16 protein-coding genes are annotated in these 18,537 nt (G+C 72.7%); 5 read left to right on the top strand and 11 right to left on the bottom strand.

Going from position 1 to position 18,537, the window contains the following annotated elements:
* From ACFV1J_RS26060 to ACFV1J_RS26015, 10 genes are all read right to left on the bottom strand, one after another.
* Nucleotides 1-857 (bottom strand): hypothetical protein (locus ACFV1J_RS26060; protein ID WP_385861842.1); only part of this gene is annotated, 857 nt, incomplete at its 3' end.
* Between the two features lie 208 nt (nt 858-1,065).
* Nucleotides 1,066-2,331, bottom strand: coding sequence for an alpha/beta fold hydrolase (locus ACFV1J_RS26055; protein ID WP_385861841.1), 1,266 nt, complete (start codon nt 2,329-2,331; stop codon nt 1,066-1,068).
* A 170-nt stretch (nt 2,332-2,501) separates the two neighbouring features.
* A complete protein-coding gene (locus tag ACFV1J_RS26050; RefSeq protein WP_385861839.1) occupies nt 2,502-3,218 on the bottom strand; it encodes a GntR family transcriptional regulator in 717 nt (238 codons plus the stop codon).
* An 83-nt stretch (nt 3,219-3,301) separates the two neighbouring features.
* Entirely contained in the window at nt 3,302-4,684 is a 1,383-nt protein-coding gene (locus ACFV1J_RS26045; protein WP_385861837.1) for an aldehyde dehydrogenase family protein, read from the bottom strand.
* A complete protein-coding gene (locus ACFV1J_RS26040) occupies nt 4,681-5,685 on the bottom strand; it encodes a proline racemase family protein (RefSeq protein ID WP_385861836.1) in 1,005 nt (334 codons plus the stop codon). The genes ACFV1J_RS26045 and ACFV1J_RS26040 overlap by 4 nt, the downstream gene beginning before the upstream one ends.
* Before the next feature lie 12 nt (nt 5,686-5,697).
* The gene (locus ACFV1J_RS26035) at nt 5,698-6,618 is read right to left on the bottom strand and encodes a dihydrodipicolinate synthase family protein (protein WP_385861834.1); all 921 of its coding nucleotides are present in this window, start codon (nt 6,616-6,618) and stop codon (nt 5,698-5,700) included.
* A gap of 126 nt (nt 6,619-6,744) precedes the next feature.
* Nucleotides 6,745-8,250, bottom strand: coding sequence for an NAD(P)/FAD-dependent oxidoreductase (locus ACFV1J_RS26030; protein ID WP_385861831.1), 1,506 nt, complete (start codon nt 8,248-8,250; stop codon nt 6,745-6,747).
* The gene (locus ACFV1J_RS26025) at nt 8,231-8,551 is read right to left on the bottom strand and encodes a (2Fe-2S)-binding protein (RefSeq protein ID WP_385861830.1); all 321 of its coding nucleotides are present in this window, start codon (nt 8,549-8,551) and stop codon (nt 8,231-8,233) included. Before ACFV1J_RS26025 ends, ACFV1J_RS26030 begins: the two co-directional genes overlap by 20 nt.
* A 57-nt stretch (nt 8,552-8,608) precedes the next feature.
* A complete protein-coding gene (locus tag ACFV1J_RS26020) occupies nt 8,609-9,769 on the bottom strand; it encodes an NAD(P)/FAD-dependent oxidoreductase (protein ID WP_385861828.1) in 1,161 nt (386 codons plus the stop codon).
* A gap of 101 nt (nt 9,770-9,870) precedes the next feature.
* Complete coding sequence (locus ACFV1J_RS26015) at nt 9,871-11,241, bottom strand: aminopeptidase P family protein (protein ID WP_385861825.1); 1,371 nt, start codon at nt 11,239-11,241, stop codon at nt 9,871-9,873.
* A gap of 214 nt (nt 11,242-11,455) precedes the next feature.
* On the opposite strand from ACFV1J_RS26015, the gene ACFV1J_RS26010 reads away from it, so the two are divergent.
* The 5 genes from ACFV1J_RS26010 to ACFV1J_RS25990 all read left to right on the top strand — a co-directional run bounded on the left by ACFV1J_RS26010 (nt 11,456) and on the right by ACFV1J_RS25990 (nt 17,244).
* A complete protein-coding gene (locus ACFV1J_RS26010; protein ID WP_385861823.1) occupies nt 11,456-13,201 on the top strand; it encodes an ABC transporter substrate-binding protein in 1,746 nt (581 codons plus the stop codon).
* A 164-nt stretch (nt 13,202-13,365) separates the two neighbouring features.
* Entirely contained in the window at nt 13,366-14,172 is an 807-nt protein-coding gene (locus tag ACFV1J_RS26005) for an ABC transporter permease (RefSeq protein WP_385861852.1), read from the top strand.
* Nucleotides 14,169-15,155, top strand: coding sequence for an ABC transporter permease (locus ACFV1J_RS26000; protein ID WP_385861821.1), 987 nt, complete (start codon nt 14,169-14,171; stop codon nt 15,153-15,155). Before ACFV1J_RS26005 ends, ACFV1J_RS26000 begins: the two co-directional genes overlap by 4 nt.
* Nucleotides 15,155-16,219, top strand: coding sequence for an ABC transporter ATP-binding protein (locus tag ACFV1J_RS25995; RefSeq protein ID WP_385861820.1), 1,065 nt, complete (start codon nt 15,155-15,157; stop codon nt 16,217-16,219). The genes ACFV1J_RS26000 and ACFV1J_RS25995 overlap by 1 nt, the downstream gene beginning before the upstream one ends.
* Nucleotides 16,216-17,244, top strand: coding sequence for an ABC transporter ATP-binding protein (locus ACFV1J_RS25990; RefSeq protein WP_385861815.1), 1,029 nt, complete (start codon nt 16,216-16,218; stop codon nt 17,242-17,244). Before ACFV1J_RS25995 ends, ACFV1J_RS25990 begins: the two co-directional genes overlap by 4 nt.
* A 73-nt stretch (nt 17,245-17,317) precedes the next feature.
* Here the strand turns inward: ACFV1J_RS25990 and ACFV1J_RS25985 are convergent, their stop codons facing one another.
* A complete protein-coding gene (locus tag ACFV1J_RS25985) occupies nt 17,318-18,526 on the bottom strand; it encodes a M6 family metalloprotease domain-containing protein (RefSeq protein ID WP_385861813.1) in 1,209 nt (402 codons plus the stop codon).
* Between the last annotated feature and the right edge of the window lie 11 nt (nt 18,527-18,537).

The raw sequence follows: 18,537 nt of genomic DNA, 5'->3' as shown, positions 1-18,537 counted from the left end.
TCCATCGAGAGCACCTCGAAGGAGTGGCCGGGGAACGGCATCTGCTGGAGGGGGAAGTTCCACAGACCCTGCTTCTTGTCCGGCCAGACCTGGAGGCCGCCGGGCGAGCTGGCGTCGTACCGCCAGCCGCGCTTGCGCGCCGTCGGCAGCAGATTGTCCTGGCCCAGCAGACACGGCGTACGGCCGCCGACCAGCTCCTTGCCGTAATCGAAGGGCAGCGGCTCCAGATCGGTGAAGCCGGTATTCGTACGCCACTTGGTGACGAACGACACCGCCTGCTCGATCTCGTCGTCCCACTGCGCGGGCGTCCAGTGCTTCACCGAGCCGCTGCTCTCACCGCAGAAATGCCCATTGAAGTGCGTGCCTATCTCATGGCCCTCCAGCCACGCCGCCCGCACATTCTTCAACGTCGCCCGGATGTGGTCATCGGCGAGATAGCCGATGGCGGAGGCCCCGACCGGATTGTTCGGCGGCCGGTACAGGCGCTTCTTCGACTCGGGCAACAGATACAGCCCGGAAAGGAAGAACGTCATCGAGGCATTGTGATCCCGGGCGAGTTTGCGGAACCGGGGGAAGAGACCGTTGCCGACCTCGCCTGCTCCGTCCCAGGAGAAGACGACGAACTGCGGAGGCTTCTGCCCCGGCTCCAGCCGCTCCGGCCTGGGCGGCTGCTTCGGCTGCTTTCCGGTGTGGGCGGTGGACCCGTCGCCTATCGGCTTCCCCCGGCTGCCCTGCCCGGGCTCGGCGTTCTCGTGGCTGTATACCGACGACCCGGCGGAGGAGCAGCCCGCAACGGACAGCGCCGCTGCCGCGCCCACTCCGAGGCCGAGCATGCCCCTTCGGCTGAATTCCCGCATAACTGAACCAATCGCGTTTATTACCCAGAAGTCCTCTATCGGGACGTCCAGTGAGATGATCCGACCAACGCCGCGGTTCCGTCACGGGGGCGGTACTTCGCAGCGTGGTCAGAGCATCGACGCAGGGTCGTCGGCGGGTGGCCTCCGCTCCCTGGTTGGGGAGGGCGACCCGCCTCTGCCGAAAGACAGAGGGCCCGGAGGGGCGAGGTCAGGCGCGGCCCGCGGCCAGGTCCATCAGGCGGGCGAGGACCCGGTCGCCGGAGGCGGTGAGGCCGTCGTGTTCCCACTCGTTGGTGACCCAGGCACGTGCGGCGCCGATGGTGCGGGCGGTGTCCAGGGACAGGCCCGCATCCACGTACATGTCGTCGTGGTAGACGACCGCGGCGAGCGGGACCCGGTTGGCGGCGAGGCGGTCCGGGTCGTACAGGGGCGGCCAGTCGGTGCGCCGGGCGAGCAGGTCGGCGGCCTGCGCGAAGGGACGGAGCCCGCGGATGTCGTCGAACATCCAGGGGTAGATCATCTCGCCGGTGAGCAGCAGGGGGTCCGCGGCCTCGGTGAATTCGGGGAAGTCGGCGAGGGTACGGGAGGCCGCCCAGCCGGTGGGGCCGGCGCCCTGGCCGTACAGGGTTTCCTGGAGGACGGCGTAGAGCGGGTTGTCGGTGAAGCCGGTCAGGGCCATCACCTGGTACCGGAAGGTGTCGGTCAGTCCGCCGTCGCCGTCCAGCGCTTCGTCGAGCAGCCAGTGCAGGCGCTCGAAGCCGTCGCCCATGCCGAGCAGCAGGCCGAGGGTGCGCAGCCGGCGGACGGTGAGCCGGTCGCCGTCGGGCAGGCGGATGTCCTGTGCGGTGAGCAGATCGGCCACCTGGCGCAGGCATCGGGCGTCGTCCGGGTAGCGGGCGTAGAACTCGTGGACCCGCTCGCGGACCCGTGGATAGGTACGGGCGTACACGTCGTCGGCGGTGGCCGTGAGGCCGGGAAGGCCGCCGGCGACGTAGCAGGCCCGGAGGCCTTCGGGGGCCTGGGAGAGGTAGGTGAGGGTGAGGAAGCCGCCGTAGCTCTGGCCGAGTGTCTCCCAGGGCTCCCCGCCGCACAGTGTGTGGCGGATCAGCTCGGCGTCGGCGACGATCGAGTCCGCCCTGAAGTTGCCCAGATACGCGGCGAGTTGGGCCGCATCACGGAAGCGCGCGGCGGCCCGTGCGGTGACCGGGCTGGAGCGGCCGGTGCCCCTCTGGTCGAGGAGGAGGACGCGGTGTGTGGTCAGCGCGTGGGCCAGCCAGCCGGGCGAGGTACCCGACGGGCGTGGGGACTTGCCCCCGGGGCCGCCCTGCAGATACAGCAGCCAGGGCAGTTGCTCGCCGGCGCGGGAGCGGTCGGTGATCTCGCGGGCGAAGATGCGGAGGGTCTCGCCGCCGGGGTCGGCGTGGTCCAGGGGGACGGTGAAGGTGTGGTCGACGGTGGTGTGTGCAGGGTTCATGAAGCCCTTCCCGGGCGCGTGGGTGGGGTGCGGTGCGGTCTGGTGTGGTGTGACGGACCTGGGACAGTCTGTGGTCGCCGCCGCGCCGGGGGAACTCCCGCTCGGTCATCACACCGTGTTGTGCACCGCCCGGCACGCCCCGGGCGTCGTCCCTGTCGTCGTCCCTGTCGTCAGCGGGAGTTCAGGCGGGCGGTGCGGCCGCGCCGGGCGGGGGTGTGCTCCTGGGCGCTCTCCGCCCACAGGGAGCGCACATGGCTCAGATGGCGGGCCATGCACTTCTCGGCGGCCTTGGCGTTCCCGGCCACCATCAGGTCGAGGAGTTCGATGTGCTCCTCGGCCGAGGGGAGCAGCTGGTCGCGTTCGTCCAGGGCGGTCAGGCCGTACAGGCGGGAGCGCTTGCGCAGGTCGCCGACGGTCTCCACGAGCCGGTCGTTCCCGGTGAGCGCGAGGAGGGAGAGGTGGAACTGGCGGTCGGCGTCGAGGTAGCCGATGAGGTCGTGGTCGCGGGCGGCGCGCACGATCTCCTCGGCGACCGGGCGCAGCGCCTCCAGCTCCTCGCGGGACGCGCTGCGGGTGATGCGGCCGATCATGGGGACCTCGATGAGGGTGCGGATCTCGGTGTACTGGTCGAGGTCGCGCTCGTTGACCTCGGTGACCCGGAATCCCTTGTTGCGGACGGGCTCGACCAGACCTTCGCGGGCCAGGTCGAGCATCGCCTCGCGCACCGGCGTCGCGGAGATGCCGAAGTCCTCCGCGAGGCCGGGTGCCGAGTAGACCTCGCCGGGGCGGAGTTCGCCCGAGATCAGGGCTGCCCGCAGGTGGTGGGCGACCTGGTCGCGCAGGCGCTCCCTGGTGGTGTTGAGATTGCGCTGCGTGAGGTGGCCCATGTCGTGGTGTTTCCCTTCGTGCCCTTGTCCCTCGTGGCCGAGCGGATCACCAGCGTACAATGTCACGTTGTTTTCGCAGGTGGCTACGGGTGTGTGGGGGCGAGGGTGTAGGTGCGGGTCGAGGTGTAGAAGTCCAGGGCGGCGCGGCCCTGTTCGCGTGGTCCGTGGCTGGATGCCTTGGTGCCGCCGAACGGCAGGTGGAAGTCGACGCCGGTGGAAGGGGCGTTGATCCGGATCATGCCGGTGTCGAGCCGGTCGAGTCCGTGCAGTGCGGTGTCGAGGGACGCCGTGTGCACCGAGGTGACCAGGCCGTACGGAACGGAGTTGGTCATCCGCACCGCCCCGTCCAGGTCGTCGGCGCCGAGCAGTACGGCGACCGGGCCGAAGGTCTCTTCCCGCAGGAGCGGGTGGTCGGCGGGGACGTTCTCCAGCAGGGCCGGCGCCGCGTACCAGCCGTCGTCCGGGACGGGCCCGGGGGTGCCCACGAGTGCGGACAGGCCCCGGCGGGCCTCGACCACGCGGCTGCGGGCCTGCTCGGTGATGAGGGGGCCGCAGACGGTGGCGGGGTCGGTGGGGGCGCCGACCGGCAGGGCCCGTAGGTGTGCGGCCAGTGCCTCGCGCAGCGGCGCGAGGGCCGCGCCGACGGCGATCACCCGGCTGGTGGCGGTGCACTTCTGGCCGGCGTATCCGGCGATCGCGGCGGCGAGGTGTGCGGCCGCGGTGTCCATGTCGGCGTCCGGCAGGACGATCGCCGCGTTCAGCCCGCCCATCTCCGCCTGTACGGGGACACCTCGGGCGGTGGCGGTTTGTGCGACGGCCCGGCCGACCGCGGTGGAGCCGGTGAAGGAGAGGACGTCGGCGGCCGAGACGACGGCGTCACCCTCGGTGGCACCGCCGGGCAGCACCGTGAACACCCCGGCGGGCAGGGCCTGTTGGACGAGTTCGGCCAGGCGCAGCGCGCAGGCGGTGGCTTCGGGCGCGGGTTTCAGGACGACCGCGTTGCCGGCCGCGAGCGCGGGAGCCGCCTTCCAGGTGGGGATCGCGAACGGGAAGTTCCAGGGGGTGATCAGGCCGGCGACGCCGTGCGGACGGCGGCGGGTGAGCAGCAGTCCGGGGCCGGCGGCCGGCTCGTGGACGGCGCCGGTGGGGTCGTACGGGGCCTGGGCGTAGTAGCGCCAGATCGCGGCGGTGCGGGCCACCTCGGCGCGGGCTTCGGTGACGGGTTTGCCCACCTCGCGTACGGCGAGCGCGGTCAGTTCGTCCGCGGCCGCCTCGACGGCCGCGGCGATCGCGCCGAGGGCGGCCGAGCGGGCGGCCGCGCCGCCGAGCAGCCAGCCGGGCTGTGCGGTGCGGGCGCGTTCGACGGCGTCGGCGGCGGCGAACGCGCCGGTCGCGGGGGTCTCCACGACCACGTCGGAGGGGTCGGCGGGATTGCGGGAGACAACCGGGGCCAGGGCGGTGCTCACAGGAGGAAACCTCCGGGGAAGGGGTCGTCGGGGTCCAGGAAGTACTGGGCGGTGCCGGTGATCCAGGCCCGCCCGGTGATGCGCGGTACGACGGCGGGCACCCCGCCGATCTCCGTCTCCTCGATGAGCCGCCCGGTGAACCGGGTGCCGATGAAGGACTCGTTGACGAAGTCGCGGTGCAGGGGCAGCGCGCCGCGGGCGTGCAGCTGGGCCATCCGCGCACTGGTGCCGGTGCCGCACGGCGAGCGGTCGAACCAGCCCGGGTGGATGGCCATGGCGTGCCGGGAGTGGTGGGCGTCCGCGCCCGGGGCGGCGAGGTAGACGTGTTTGACGCCCGCGATCTCCGGCCGGGTCGGGTGGACGGGCCGGTGGGGCGAGGCGTTGATCGCGTCCATGAGGGCGAGCCCGGCGGCGAGCAGATCGTCCTTGCGGGCGCGGTCGAACGGCAGCCCCAGGGCGTCGAGGTCGACGAAGGCGTAGAAGTTCCCGCCGAAGGCGAGGTCGTACGTCACCGTGCCGTGGCCCGGTACGTCCGTCGTGAGGTCGAGGCCGACGCAGAAGGCGGGCACGTTGGTGAGCGTGACGGCCTCCGCCCGGCCGTCCTCGACCTGCACATCGACGCTGATCAGGCCGGCGGGGGTGTCGAGGCGGACGGTGGTCACGGGCTCGGTGACCTCGACCATGCCGGTCTCGACGAGGACGGTGGCGACCCCGATGGTGCCGTGTCCGCACATCGGCAGGAGGCCGGAGACCTCGATGAACAGCACGCCGTAGTCGGCGTCGGGCCGGGTCGGGGGCTGCAGGATGGCGCCGCTCATGGAGGCGTGACCCCGCGGTTCGTACATGAGCAGGGTGCGCAGGTGGTCCAGGTGCTCGATGAAGTGCAGCCGGCGCTCGGCCATGGTGGTGCCGGGGATCACCCCGACGCCGCCGGTGATCACGCGGGTGGGCATGCCTTCGGTGTGGGAGTCGACGGCGTGGAAGACGTGGCGGGTGCGCATGGTCTCCTCCGGTCAGCGGTGGCCGGCGGCGAGGGCCTTCTCGGTGGCGGCCCGCACCTCGGTCTCGACGGTGGTGGACAGCGGCATGCGCGGCGGCCGGGTGGGGCCTCCGGGGCGGCCGACGAGGTCCATGGACAGCTTGATGGCCTGTACGAACTCGGTCTTGGAGTCCCAGCGCAGCAGGGCGTGCAGGGACCGGTACAGCGGCAGGGCGGTGTCCAGGTCGTGGGCCACGGCGGCACGGTAGAGCTCGGCGCAGGCGGTGGGGAAGGCGTTGGGGTAGCCGGCGATCCAGCCGACGGCGCCGGCCAGCGCGAGCTCCAGGAGCACGTCGTCCGCGCCGATCAACAGGTCCAACTCCGGGGCGAGTTCGGCCAGTTCGTAGGCCCGGCGGACATCGCCGGTGAACTCCTTGACCGCGACGATGCTGCCCTCGCCGTGGAGGCGGGCGAGGAGCGCGGGGGTCAGGTCGACCTTGGTGTCGATGGGGTTGTTGTAGCCCACGATCGGCAGGCCGGCCCGTGCGACCTCGGCGTAGTGGTCCCGTACGGCGGACTCGTCGGCGCGGTAGGCGTTGGGCGGCAGCAACAGGACGCTGCCGCAGCCCTCTTCGGCGGCGTGCTCGGCCCAGCGGCGCGCCTCGGCACTGCCGTAAGCGGACACTCCGGGCATCACCCGGGCACCGTCGCCGGCGGCCGCGACGGCGGTGCGCACCACCCGGGCGCGTTCCTCGTCGGTCAGGGTCTGGTACTCGCCCAGGGAGCCGTTGGGGACGACGCCGTCGCAGCCGTTGTCGAGGAGCCAGCGGACGTGTGCGGCGTACGCGTCGTGGTCGACGGACCGGTCGGCGCGCAGGGGGAGGGCGGTGGCGACCATGATGCCGCGCCAGGGGCGTTCGGCGCTCCAGGTCGTGGCGGAGGAGGCGGTGGTCATGCGGGAGCCCTTCTGTGGTGGGTCTCGGTGGACGGGTTCCGTGTGGACGGGTTCCGTGTGGACGGGTTCTGTGGCGGGTGGGGCTGGTACGAGGTGGTGCGCGGTGTCGCGGGCGCGGGGCGTCCGTCAGTCGCCGGCTCGCTGTTCCGGATCGGCGCCGTCCGCCGGATCGCCGGCTTCCGGTGCGGCCGGTTCGGCGAGGGCGGCGAGCGCCTCCAGCCGGACCGGTACGGCCAGTGGGCGGCGCTCCGGGGACGGCGGCAGCTGTGCCCCCTCGCCCTCCGCGGCCAGGCAGGCCACGGCCGTGCCGCACATCCGGCCCTGGCACCAGCCCATCCCGGCGCGGGTGAGGAGCTTGACGGTGCGGGCGTCCCGGGCGCCGTAATCGGTGACCGCCTCGCGGATGCGACCCGCGCCGACCTCCTCGCAGCGGCAGACGTTCGTGGTGTCGTCGAGCCACCGGCTCCAGCCGCGGCCGGGGGCGTGGGCCGCGGCCATCACGGACGCGAAGGCCCGCATCCGGTCGCGCCGGCGGCGCAGTGCACGCACCCGCCCGCTTCCGGTGAGCGCGGGCCGCCCGCCCAGCCGGGCCGCGATCGCGATGCCCGCCAACTCGCCTTCCACACCGGCGAGTTGTACGCCGCCGATGCCGCCCGTCTCGCCCGCCGCCCACACGCCGGGTACCGAGGTCTCCTGCTGTGCGTCCAGGGCGAGGGCGTGGCTGCCGTCCTGGGTGCGCCGGGTGGCACAGCCCAGGCCGGTGGCGAGTTCGAGCTGCGGGACGAGGCCGAAGCCGACCGCCAGGGCGTCGCAGACGATGCGGCGGCCGGACCCCCGTACCGGCCGCCAGTCGTGGTCGAGCCGGGAGACCGTGACGGCCTCCACCCGGTCGGACCCGTGCACCTGGGTCACCGCGCTGCGGGTGCGCAGCCGCACCCCGTGCCGCAGCAGCGCCGTGCCGTGCACCGCCGCCTCCGCCATCTTGTGTGCGTTGGCGGCGAGGACACGGGGGTGACGGGCGTAGCCGAGGTAGCCGGACGCCTCCACCACCGCCGGAACGTGGGCCCCCGCCTTGGCGAGCGAGGCGGCGACGGCCAGCAGCAGTGGACCGCTGCCCGCCACCACGACGTGCCGCCCGGGCAGCACCAGGCCGGACTTCAGCATCGCCTGCGCTCCCCCGGCACCCACCACGCCCGGCAACGTCCAGCCGGGAAAGGGTAGTTGCCGCTCGTACGCACCGGTCGCGAGCAGCACCGCACGGGCCCGCACCCGGACCGGGCGCTCCCCGTCGCCGTCCGCTCCGGTGACGGCGTGCACGTCCCACAGGTCCGTGGTCTCCGCGCGGACGACGGTCCAGACGTGGTGACCGGCGAGGTGGGTCACGCTGCTGTCGGCCAGCCGGCGGCGCAGGCCGGTGAAGGTGGACCAGTCGTGGTGCAGGGCCTCGGGGCGGGTGGCGCCGAGGGCCGGGGCGGGGTGCCGGTAGAACTGCCCGCCGAGATGTGCGGAGGTGTCCAGCAGGGCGACGGACAGGCCGAGTTCGGCGGCGGTGACGGCACCGGCGAGGCCCGCGGCGCCGGCCCCGATCACCGCGAGATCGTACTGGGGGTGCTCAGACGGCGAGTTCGGCACGGCCGTGTCCCTCCTGGGTCGTGACGGCGTCGCCGGGCCGGGCCGGGACCAGGCAGGCCCGGCGGTTGGGTTCCCCGTTGATGGTGGCGAGGCAGTCGAAGCAGTGCCCGATGCCGCAGAAGGCACCGCGCGGTCGGCCGCCGACGCGGGTGGTGCGCCAGGTGAGGATGCCGGCGGCCCACAGCGCGGCGGCCAGGGACTGGCCGGGCAGCGCGGTGATCGGGCGGCCGTCGAAGGTGATCTCGAAGGCGGTGTCGGGCACCGCGCCGACGAGCTCGGCGGGGCTGCGGTCACGCGCCATGACGCGGCTCCTTTCGCGGGAGGTCGGTGCGGGGTCGACGCGGGGCGGGTGAGGTGGTCATGGCGCCTCTCCCCCGTCGAACCGCTCGGGCCTGAACGGTGTGATGTCCAGGGGGAGTTCGCCGTCGGTCAGGATCTCCGCGATGATCCGTCCGGTGGCCGGGGCGAGGCCGATGCCCGCTCCTTCGTGGCCGCAGGCGTGCAGCAGCCCCGGTCGGCGCGGGTCGGACCCGATCGCGGGCAGATGGTCGGGCAGGTAGGGGCGGAAGCCCGGGTACGTCCGTACGGCCCGCACCGTGGCGAGGGCCGGGAAGAGCCGTACCGCCTGCCCGGCGAGGCGGCGCAGGGCGGCCACGGACAGCGAGCGGTCGAATCCGACCCGTTCCCGGCTCGCGCCGATCAGGACCGGGCCCGCCGGGGTGCCCTCGACGACGGCGGAGGTCTGCAGGGCGGCCGAGTCGCTGGCGACGTCGGCGACGTAGTCCGCGGCGTACACCTTGCGCCGCACCAGACGCGGCAGCGGCTCGGTGACCAGCACGAAGCCGCGCCGGGGCCGCACCGGCAGCGCCACGCCGGCGAGCCGGGCCAGTTCACCGCCCCAGGTCCCCGCCGCGTTCACGACGTACGGGGCATGCAGCTCACCGGACGGCGTCCGTACGCCCCGCACCTCGCCGTGGGCGCCGGTGAGGATGTCGGTGACCTCCTCGCCGAGCCTGAGCCGCACCCGGTCGCCGGCCGCGCGCAGCAGGTGGGCGGCGGCGACGGCGGGCTGCACCTGGGCGTCCTGCGGGTAGTGGACGCCGCCCGCGAGGCCGGGGGCGAGGTGCGGCTCCAGCTCTCGGAGCCGCCCGCCCGGCACGACGTCCGTCGTGACGCCGGCCGCCGCCTGCCGTGCGGCGAATCGCTGCAGGGCGGCCAGGCCGTTGTCGTCGGAGGCGACGACCAGGCCGCCCTTGGCCTCGTACTCGATCCGTGCCGGCAGCGCCTCGGCGAGTTCGCGCCACAACTGTGTGGAGTACTGGGCGAGTTCGAGTTCGGGGCCGGGTTCCTTGTCGGAGACCAGGAGGTTGCCTTCGCCGGCGCCCGTGGTGCCGCCGGCGACGGAGCCGCGGTCGAGCACGGTGACGCTCAGGCCCCGCCGGGCCGCGTAGTGGGCGCAGGCGGCGCCGACCACGCCCGCCCCGATGACGATGAGATCCGGAGAGTTTCTCGTGGGCACGTCAGTAATATTTCACATTGCACCGCCGTTGCCAAGAGATCTCCCGCCTCCGCGCCCCTTCCCTTGCCTGCGGCCCGGACGGCCTCGCACGGCCGGTGGCCTCAGCCCTCCAACAGCTCCCCCATCCAGGCCTCCACCGCATCCGGTGTCCGCGGCAGGGCGCCCGACATCAGCCGCGCCCCGTCCGCCGTGATCACCAGGTCGTCCTCGATCCGTACCCCGATGCCGCGCAGTTCGGGCGGGAGCGTCTCGTCGTCCGGCTGGAGGTAGAGCCCCGGTTCGACCGTGAGCACCTGACCTTCCGTCAGTACCCCGTCGAGATAGGCCTCGGCCCGCGCCTGGGCGCAGTCGTGCACATCGAGCCCGAGCATGTGCCCGCTGCTGCAGAGGGTGTAGCGGCGATGGAGGTCGCCTTCCGGGTTCTTCAGGACGCCCCATTCGGTGAGCCCCTCCGCGATCACCCGCATCGCCGCGCGGTGGAAGTCACGGAACCGCGCACCCGGCCTCAGCGCGCCGATACCCGCCTCCTGGGCGGCGAGCACCAGGTCGTACACCTGCCGCTGCACCGGGGAGAAGCGTCCGGAGAGCGGCAGGGTGCGGGTGATGTCGGCGGTGTAGAGGGTGTCGGTCTCCACGCCGGCGTCCAGCAGGAGCAACTGGCGGGCGTCCAGGGGGCCGTCGTTGCGTATCCAGTGCAGGACACAGGCGTGGGCGCCGCTGGCCGCGATGGTCTCGTAGCCGGTGCCGTTGCCCTCCGCGCGGGCCCGCAGCCCGAAGACGCCCTCGATCCAGCGCTCGCCGCGCGGGTGGGCGAGGGCGCGCGGCAGGCTGCGGACGACGTCCTCGAACCCGGTGGTCGTGTGGTCGACGGCGAGCTGCAGTTGCGCGACCTCCCAGGCGTCCTTGACGAGCCGCAACTCGCTGAGCGCGGAGGACAGTTCGGCGTCAGCGGTGGCGTTACGGCCCGGTGGCAGGGCGGCGAGGCCGTCCAGGTGGGCGCAGCGGATGCCGGTCATGCGCTCGGCCTCGGCGAGGTCGGGGCGGCGGCCTACCCAGAACTCTCCGTAGCGCCGGTCCCGGCAGAAGCCGCTGTCGGTGCGCGGTGAGCGGGGGCGAACGTACAGCACCGCTTCGTGCCGGTGCGGTCCGTCCGGCTCCAGGACCAGGACGTGCCCGGCCTGGTCCTCACCGGTCAGCCCGGTGAGCCAGGCATAGGCGCTGTGCGGCCGGAAGCGGTGGTCGCAGTCGTTGGAGCGGACGGTGAGTTCACCGGCGGGGACGATCAGCCGTTCGCCGGGGAAGCGGGCGGAGAGGCGCTGCCGGCGGGCCGGGGTGACCTCGGCGGCGGACAGCCGGATGGCCTCCGGCAGCGGACTCGCCGCCCAGCCGCTCGCCAGGAACCGTTCCAACTCCGGTGTGACGGGCAGGTCATGGCTGACGGTCCGCGGAGCGGTGGGAACTGCTTCCGTCATGGGTTCTCCTCCTCGGTTGCGGTGCGGGTCGCAGAGCGAGTGGCAGAGGGGCAGAGCGGGTTGCGGGGCAAACGCGCCGCCCCCGGCGGCAGTCCGCCTCGGGCACAGCTGGGTAACGAGGCGGCCGACACCTTGTCAGTGCAATTTCACATTACTATTTTACAGGTCACCTTCCAGCCCGACGGCTGTCCGACTGTTCACGGAGTGACCACTGATGAACCAGCGCACCCGTACCGCCGCCCTGACACTGGCGGCGGCCCTCGCCCTCGGCACGACCGGCTGTACCGGCGGCAAGGACTCCGCGGACGGCAGGAGCCGCGGCAAGAACCCCGCCCTGGTCAACCAGGGAAAGGTCGTCGGCGGCACCCCGAAGCGCGGCGGCACCCTCACCGTCCTGTCCAACCAGGACTTCACCCACCTCGACCCGGCCCGCAACTGGGTCATGAGCGACATGGACTTCGGGACCCGCCTGCTCTACCGCACCCTGGTGACCTACAAGGCGGCGCCCGGCCCCGCGGGCGGCACCCTCGTCCCCGACCTCGCCACCGACCTCGGCACCCCGTCCCACGGCGCCCGGACCTGGACCTTCCACCTCAAGAAGGGCGTCCGGTACGAGGACGGCACACCCGTCACCGCGCGGGACATCAAGTACAACGTGGAGCGGTCCTTCTCACCCGACCTGCCCGGCGGCGCCGACTACGCGGCCCGCTACCTCGCCGGCGCGGAGGGGTACAAGGGCCCCGCGGACGGCAGACACCTCGCGTCGATCACGACGCCGGACGACCACACGATCGTCTTCGCACTGCGCAAACCGTTCGCGGAATTCCCCAACGTCACCGTGATGCCGACCTTCGCGCCCGTTCCCCCGGCCCGCGACGACGGACCGCGCTACGACAACCGGCCGTTCTCCTCGGGGCCGTACAAGATCGAGTCGTACGGGCGGGGCAAGCGGCTGGTGCTGGTCCGCAATCCGCACTGGGACGCCACGACCGACCCGGTGCGCAAGGCGTACCCGGACCGGCTGGTCGTGGAGATGGGCCTGAAGGCCAACCAGATCGACGACCGGCTCATCGCCGGTCAGGGCCCGGACGCCTCCGCCGTCCCCTGGTACGCACTGCGGCCGGAGAGCGCGGCCAAGGCGCTGCCGCGCGCGGATGTCCGGGCCCGCCTGCTGGCGGAGTCGACGAACTGCACGGACATGGTCCAGATGCACACCGGGCGGGCGCCCTTCACCGACGTGCGGGTGCGTCAGGCGGTGCAGTACGCCCTCGACAAGGACTCGGTGCTGACCGCTTCCGGCGGCCCGGCCTTCAACGACCTGTCCACCGCCTACATGCCCGCCTCGCTCTTCGGCGGCAAGCAGCCCGACACCCTGAAGATCCCGGCCACCGGCGACGTGGCCAAGGCCAAGCAGCTGCTGAAGGAGGCGGGCAAGCCGGACGGCTTCTCGACGGAGATCACCGTGTCCTCCGGCGACAAGGGACGTGCCGAGGCCGTCCAGCAGTCCCTGGCCAGGGCCGGCATCAAGGTCGCCATCAACACCGTCGACCCGTCCGCGTTCTACGCCACCATCGGCGACACCAGGAACCGCACCGATCTGGTCCTCACCGGATGGTGCCCCGACTACCCCTCCGGCTCGACGTTCCTCCCGTTCGTCTTCGACGGCCGGTACATCAAGGAGAAGGGCAACTCCGGCAACCACTCGCTCTTCCGCGACCGGCCGACCATGCGGCGGATGGACGAGATCGCCGCGATGACCGACGCCCGGCGGGCCGACCGGGCATGGCGTCAACTCGACGGCGAGATCCTGGCGAAGGCCCCCGCCGCCCCGGTCCTGGTGCGCCGCTGGCCCCTGGTGCTCGGCGGCAACATCGCCGGCGCCTACGGCCAGACCTCCTTCGGCGGCCAGCTGGACTACGCCTCCGTCGGTCTCAAAGACCCCGCCAAGAGCCGGTCTTGAGGAGAGGAAGACCCCTCATGTCCTCCCCCGCACCCGAGCCGCTCGCCCCGGAGGCGGCCGTCCGGTCCACCGCGCCCGGCCGCCCCGGGCAGCTGGTCCGCCGCGAACTGCGCCGCCGCGCCTCCGTGAAGGTCTCCCTCGTCATCATCGGGCTGTTCCTGTTCATGGCGGCCGCGGCCCCGCTGCTCAGCGCACTCGGCGGCTGGTCGCCCGAGGCGTTCGACAAGTCCGCCGTCGATCCGTACCTCGGCGGCACGCCCCTCGGACCGCTCGGCGGGATCTCCGCCGAACACTGGCTGGGCGTCGAACCGGTCACCGGGCGCGACCTGTTCGCCCGGGTCGTGCACGGCGCGCAGGTCTCGCTGCTCATCGCCCTCACGGCCACCGCGATCGTCGTGGTCACCGGGACGGCGGCCGGGATCGCGGCCGGCTACTTCGGCGGCCGTACCGACGCCCTGCTCTCCCGCCTGATGGACCTCACGATGTCCTTTCCCTCCCTCATCTTCATGATCGCGATGATGTCGGTCGCCAAGGACGTCAACCGGATCCTGCTGATGACGGCCGTCATCGGCCTCTTCGGCTGGCCCGGCGTCGCCCGTGTGGTGCGCGGCCAGACCCTCTCCCTCAAGCACCGCGAGTACGTCGACGCCGCCCGCGTCGGCGGCTCCCGCCCCTGGCGGATCCTCACCCGCGACGTCCTCCCGGGCGTCGCCGGGCCCGTCATCGCGTACACCACCCTGATCATCCCCGGGATGATCGCCACCGAGGCGGCCCTGAGCTACCTCGGCGTCGGGGTGCGGCCGCCCACCCCCTCCTGGGGCCAGATGATCGCCGAGAGCGTCTCCTTCTACGACACCGATCCCCTGTACTTCGTCATCCCGAGCGCCTGCCTGTTCCTGACCGTGCTCGCGTTCACGCTGCTCGGCGACGCCCTGCGCGACGTGCTCGACCCGAGGGGAAGCCGCATATGATCCGCTACACCCTGCGGCGGCTGGTCGCCGTCGTCGGAGTGCTGATCGCCGTCGCCGCGGTCACCTTCACCCTCTTCTACGTCCTGCCCTCCGACCCGGCGGCCGCGGCCTGCGGCAAGTCGTGCAGCGCCGAGCGCCTGGAGGCGATCCGGGCGCACATGGGGCTCGACGAGCCCGTGTGGCGGCAGTTCTGGGACTTCGTCTCCGGAATCTTCACCGGCCGCACGATGGGCAGCGGCCGGTACACCCTGCACTGCCACTTCCCCTGCCTGGGCTACTCGTACGAGAACAGCGAGGCCGTCTGGGACCTGCTGGTGGACCGGCTGCCGGTGTCCGCGTCCCTCGCCCTGGGCGCGGCGGTGCTGTGGCTGGTGCTCGGCCTGAGCGCCGGGGTGGTCGCGGCCCTCCGCAAGGACACCCTCGTCGACCGCGCCCTGATGGTCGGGGCGGTCGGCGCCGCCTCGCTGCCGGTCTACTTCACGTCGATGATGCTGATCTACGGCCTCATCCGGGTCGCCGGCCTGCTCCCGTACCCCCGTTACGTGTCCTTCGCCGACGACCCCGCGCACTGGGCGTCGAACCTGCTGCTGCCCTGGTTGGCGCTCGCCATCCTGTACGCGGCCATGTACGCACGCCAGAGCCGCAGTTCGATGATCGAGACGATGGCGGAGCCGTACATCCGCACGGCCCGCGCCAAGGGCCTGCCGCGCCGCTCCGTGGTCGTCAAGCACGGCCTGCGGGCGGGGATGACGCCCCTGCTCACGCTCTTCGGCATGGACCTGGGCGGGCTGCTCGCCGGCGCGGTGATCACCGAGTCGCTCTTCGGCCTCCCGGGCATCGGACGGCTCTTCTACGGCGCCCTGACCACCGGTGACCAGCCGGTGATCCTCGGCGTGACCCTGCTCGCCGCCACCTTCATCGTCGTCGCCAACCTGGCCGTCGACCTCCTGTACGCCGTCGTCGACCCCCGAGTGAGGCTGTGATGGCCACCGACACCGAACCCCTGCTGTCCGTAAGGGACTTGGCGGTGACGTTCACCACCAAGGACGGCCCCGTACGCGCCGTCGACTCGCTCTCCTTCGACGTCCGCCGCGGCCGTACCCTCGGCATCGTCGGCGAGTCCGGCTCCGGCAAGTCCGTCACCTCGATGGCCGTGCTGGGTCTGCACACCGGGGCCGAGGTCAGCGGCTCGATCGTCCTGGAGGGCCGGGAGCTGGTCGGGCTCTCCGAACGCGCGCTGAGCCGGCTCCGCGGCCGCAGGATGGCGATGGTCTTCCAGGACCCGCTCTCCAGCCTCCACCCCTACTACACGGTCGGCGAGCAGATCGCCGAGCACCACCGGGTGCACTTCGGCTCCCGCCGCGCCGCCGCCCGACGGCGGGCCGTGGAGATGCTCGCCGAGGTCGGGATCCCGGAGCCGGAGCGCCGGGCGGGCGAGTACCCGCACCAGTTCTCCGGTGGTATGCGGCAGCGGGTGATGATCGCCATGGCCCTCGCCTGCGAGCCCGAACTGCTCATCGCGGACGAGCCCACCACCGCCCTGGACGTCACCGTCCAGGCCCAGATCCTGGAGCTGCTCGCCCGGCTCCAGGAGGAACGCTCGCTCGCCATCGTCATGATCACCCATGACCTCGGCGTCGTCGCCCGCGTCGCCCACGAGGTCCTGGTCATGTACGGCGGCCGGGCGGCCGAACAGGCGCCGGTGGAGGCCCTGTTCGCCGCCCCCGCCCACCCCTATACGCGCGGCCTGCTCGATTCCCTGCCCCGGCTCGACGACGCCGACGACGCCCCGTTGCGCGCGATCCCCGGCAGTCCGCCCTCGCTGCTCAGCCCCACACCGGGCTGCGCGTTCGCGCCCCGCTGCCCGCGGGCGGCGGCGGCCGACTGGGACAGCCGGGAGCGCTGCACACGGCACCGGCCCCACCTGGTCTCCTCCGGCGGCCACGCGGTGGCCTGCCATCTGTCGCTCGGCCCGGCCGCCGCACCCGGCGCCCCGGAACACCCGCGGCCCGAGGGCCCGGACCGGATCCGAAAGGTCACCCCATGACGACGCCCCGCACGTCCCCGCCCCCGGCCGCCGGCGGCTCGCCCTCCCGGGCGGTGGCCCCGCTCTTGTCCGTACGCGAGGTGACCCGGACCTTCCCGGGCAAGCGGGGGCGCTCGGCCCCGGTCCGGGCCGTCGACGGCGTCAGCTTCGAGGTGGCGGCGGGGGAAACCCTCGGGCTGGTCGGGGAGTCGGGCTGCGGCAAGTCCACCACCGGCCGGATGATCGTGCGGCTCCTGGAGCCGACGAGCGGCTCGATCACCTTCGACGGCCGCGACATCAGCCACCTCGGCCAGCGGGAACTGCACCCGCTGCGCCGCCACCTCCAGATGGTCTTCCAGGACCCGCACGCCTCCCTCAACCCGCGTCAGACCGTGGCCAGGATCATCGCCGAACCCCTTCTGGCACAGGGCGGTTCGGCGGTCGACGCCCGGCACCGGGCCGCCGAACTGATGCAGCTGGTCGGGCTGATCCCCGAGCACCTCGACCGCTATCCGCACGAGTTCTCCGGCGGTCAGGCCCAACGCATCGGCATCGCCCGGGCGTTGGCCACCAGTCCGCGCCTGGTCGTCGCGGACGAACCGGTCTCGGCGCTCGACGTCTCCGTACAGGCGCAGATCGTCAACCTCATGGAGCGCCTGCAGCGCGAACTCGGGCTGGCCTACCTCTTCATCGCGCACGATCTGTCCGTGGTCAAACGGGTCTGCGACCGGGTCGCCGTGATGTACCTGGGCCGCATCGTCGAGATCGGCCCGAAGGAACGGGTCTACGCGGCTCCCGCGCACCCCTACACCCGGGCGCTGCTGTCCGCCGTACCGCTGCCCGACCCGGTCGCCGAACGGGTCCGGGAGCGCATCACCCTGCTCGGCGATCCTCCGAGCCCGGCGGCGCCCCCGCCCGGCTGCACCTTCCATCCGCGCTGCCCCAAGGCACAGGCCGTCTGCCGGACCGAGGCCCCGGTCCTGAGCGGTCCCGGGCCGTCCGGGAGCGCGCGCCAGGTCGCCTGCCACTTCCCGGAGGCGGTCTGACCGTCCTCACACACGGCTGTGCCCTGGCGCCGCACTCGGCGCCAGGGCCCAACCCGCCTCGCTGGTAAGGGAGTTATGACTTGGTGAGGCGCACCGTGTCCCCGTAGGTGCCCGCCTTCAGCACGTCGATGCGCACCCCCGCGGCCGCGTCGGTGAACGACTCACCGGCCCCGTACGGAGCGTCGTCCAGGGGCCGGCAGCCTTGGGCCGGGGTGGCGTCGGGCTTGGCGTCCATGACCTGGACGGGGCCCTTGCCGGTCTCGACGGACGAGTCGACCTTGTAGACGAGCGCGCCGGTCGCGCACAGGCCGGTGTCCGCGCGGACCGCCCGCCGGGACTCCACCACATACGCCGAGGTCGGGCCGGTGCGCAGGACGGCCATCTTGGTGCCGCCGCCGTACTCGACGGCGGTGAGCCGTACCGTGTCGCTGCCCGCCGAGGCCCGGCAGGCCACCTGCCGGTCCGCGGTCCAGCCGAGCTTCCAGGACTCCCAGCCGACGTACTGCGGTCCGGCCCCGCTGATCAGGCCCATGACGTCCCAGCCGCCGACGAAGCGGTGCGTGTCGTTGCCCGGGTCGAAGGCGTACAGGTCGGGCAGTCCGAAGGTGTGCGCGGTCTCGTGGCCGACCAGCTTGGGCCCCCAGTGCCACATGTCCTGGCCGAAGGTGACGGCCCACTTGAGGCGCTTGCCGTCGGCGACGACACCGGTCGTGCCCGGCTCGTAGATGTAGGTGGGGGTGAAGGAGATCGCCGAGGCGTTCTTCGTCGGGACGATGTAGACCATGTCGTACGCGGAGAAGTCCACGTCCGGGTCGGCGGCGGTGATGGCGTCCTTGATGTACGCCTCGTGCGCCTCGTGGCTGAGTCCGCGTGCGAAGCCGTAGTCGGTGGAGTTGTGGGGCATCCGTACCCAGCGCCGGTGCTGGCTGATGGCGAGCCACACCTTGCCGTGCGACGCCTGCCACAGCCAGTCCGCGCCGGGCGTGATCCGGGCGGCGTCGTCGGCCGGGGACTCGGTGGCGGGGGCGTCCGGGAAGTCCACGAAGATCATGCCGACCTTGCGGGTCCCGGAGGACCGCTGGAACACGGAGTGGTCGGTGCCATGGCCTTCGTCCGTCCATCCGGTGGTGCCCGGCAGCGCGCAGTCCGTGGCGTGGTCCGCCGGCTTGCGCACGTGGGAGGCCTCGGCGTGCGGGGCTCCGGTGAGGGGCAGGAGGAGACCGGCGAGCGCTGCCGCGAGCAGCGGTGCGGGCCTCCGGCGGGCAGGGTGCAGCGCCTTCATGTTCGTGGCAC

Origin of the sequence: Streptomyces sp. NPDC059649 (genome assembly GCF_042734445.1) — a bacterium.
GTDB lineage: Bacteria > Actinomycetota > Actinomycetes > Streptomycetales > Streptomycetaceae > Streptomyces.
This window is presented reverse-complemented; position numbering and strand designations above follow the sequence as displayed.

Coding starts and splice junctions, on each gene's coding strand:
- ACFV1J_RS26055 (WP_385861841.1), bottom strand. CDS start 2,331: ATGAACCCTGCACACACCACCGTCGACCACACCTTCACCGTCCCCCTG.
- ACFV1J_RS26050 (WP_385861839.1), bottom strand. CDS start 3,218: ATGGGCCACCTCACGCAGCGCAATCTCAACACCACCAGGGAGCGCCTG.
- ACFV1J_RS26040 (WP_385861836.1), bottom strand. CDS start 5,685: ATGCGCACCCGCCACGTCTTCCACGCCGTCGACTCCCACACCGAAGGC.
- ACFV1J_RS26035 (WP_385861834.1), bottom strand. CDS start 6,618: ATGACCACCGCCTCCTCCGCCACGACCTGGAGCGCCGAACGCCCCTGG.
- ACFV1J_RS26025 (WP_385861830.1), bottom strand. CDS start 8,551: ATGGCGCGTGACCGCAGCCCCGCCGAGCTCGTCGGCGCGGTGCCCGAC.
- ACFV1J_RS26015 (WP_385861825.1), bottom strand. CDS start 11,241: ATGACGGAAGCAGTTCCCACCGCTCCGCGGACCGTCAGCCATGACCTG.
- ACFV1J_RS26010 (WP_385861823.1), top strand. CDS start 11,456: ATGAACCAGCGCACCCGTACCGCCGCCCTGACACTGGCGGCGGCCCTC.
- ACFV1J_RS26005 (WP_385861852.1), top strand. CDS start 13,366: ATGGCGGCCGCGGCCCCGCTGCTCAGCGCACTCGGCGGCTGGTCGCCC.
- ACFV1J_RS26000 (WP_385861821.1), top strand. CDS start 14,169: ATGATCCGCTACACCCTGCGGCGGCTGGTCGCCGTCGTCGGAGTGCTG.
- ACFV1J_RS25995 (WP_385861820.1), top strand. CDS start 15,155: ATGGCCACCGACACCGAACCCCTGCTGTCCGTAAGGGACTTGGCGGTG.
- ACFV1J_RS25990 (WP_385861815.1), top strand. CDS start 16,216: ATGACGACGCCCCGCACGTCCCCGCCCCCGGCCGCCGGCGGCTCGCCC.
- ACFV1J_RS25985 (WP_385861813.1), bottom strand. CDS start 18,526: ATGAAGGCGCTGCACCCTGCCCGCCGGAGGCCCGCACCGCTGCTCGCG.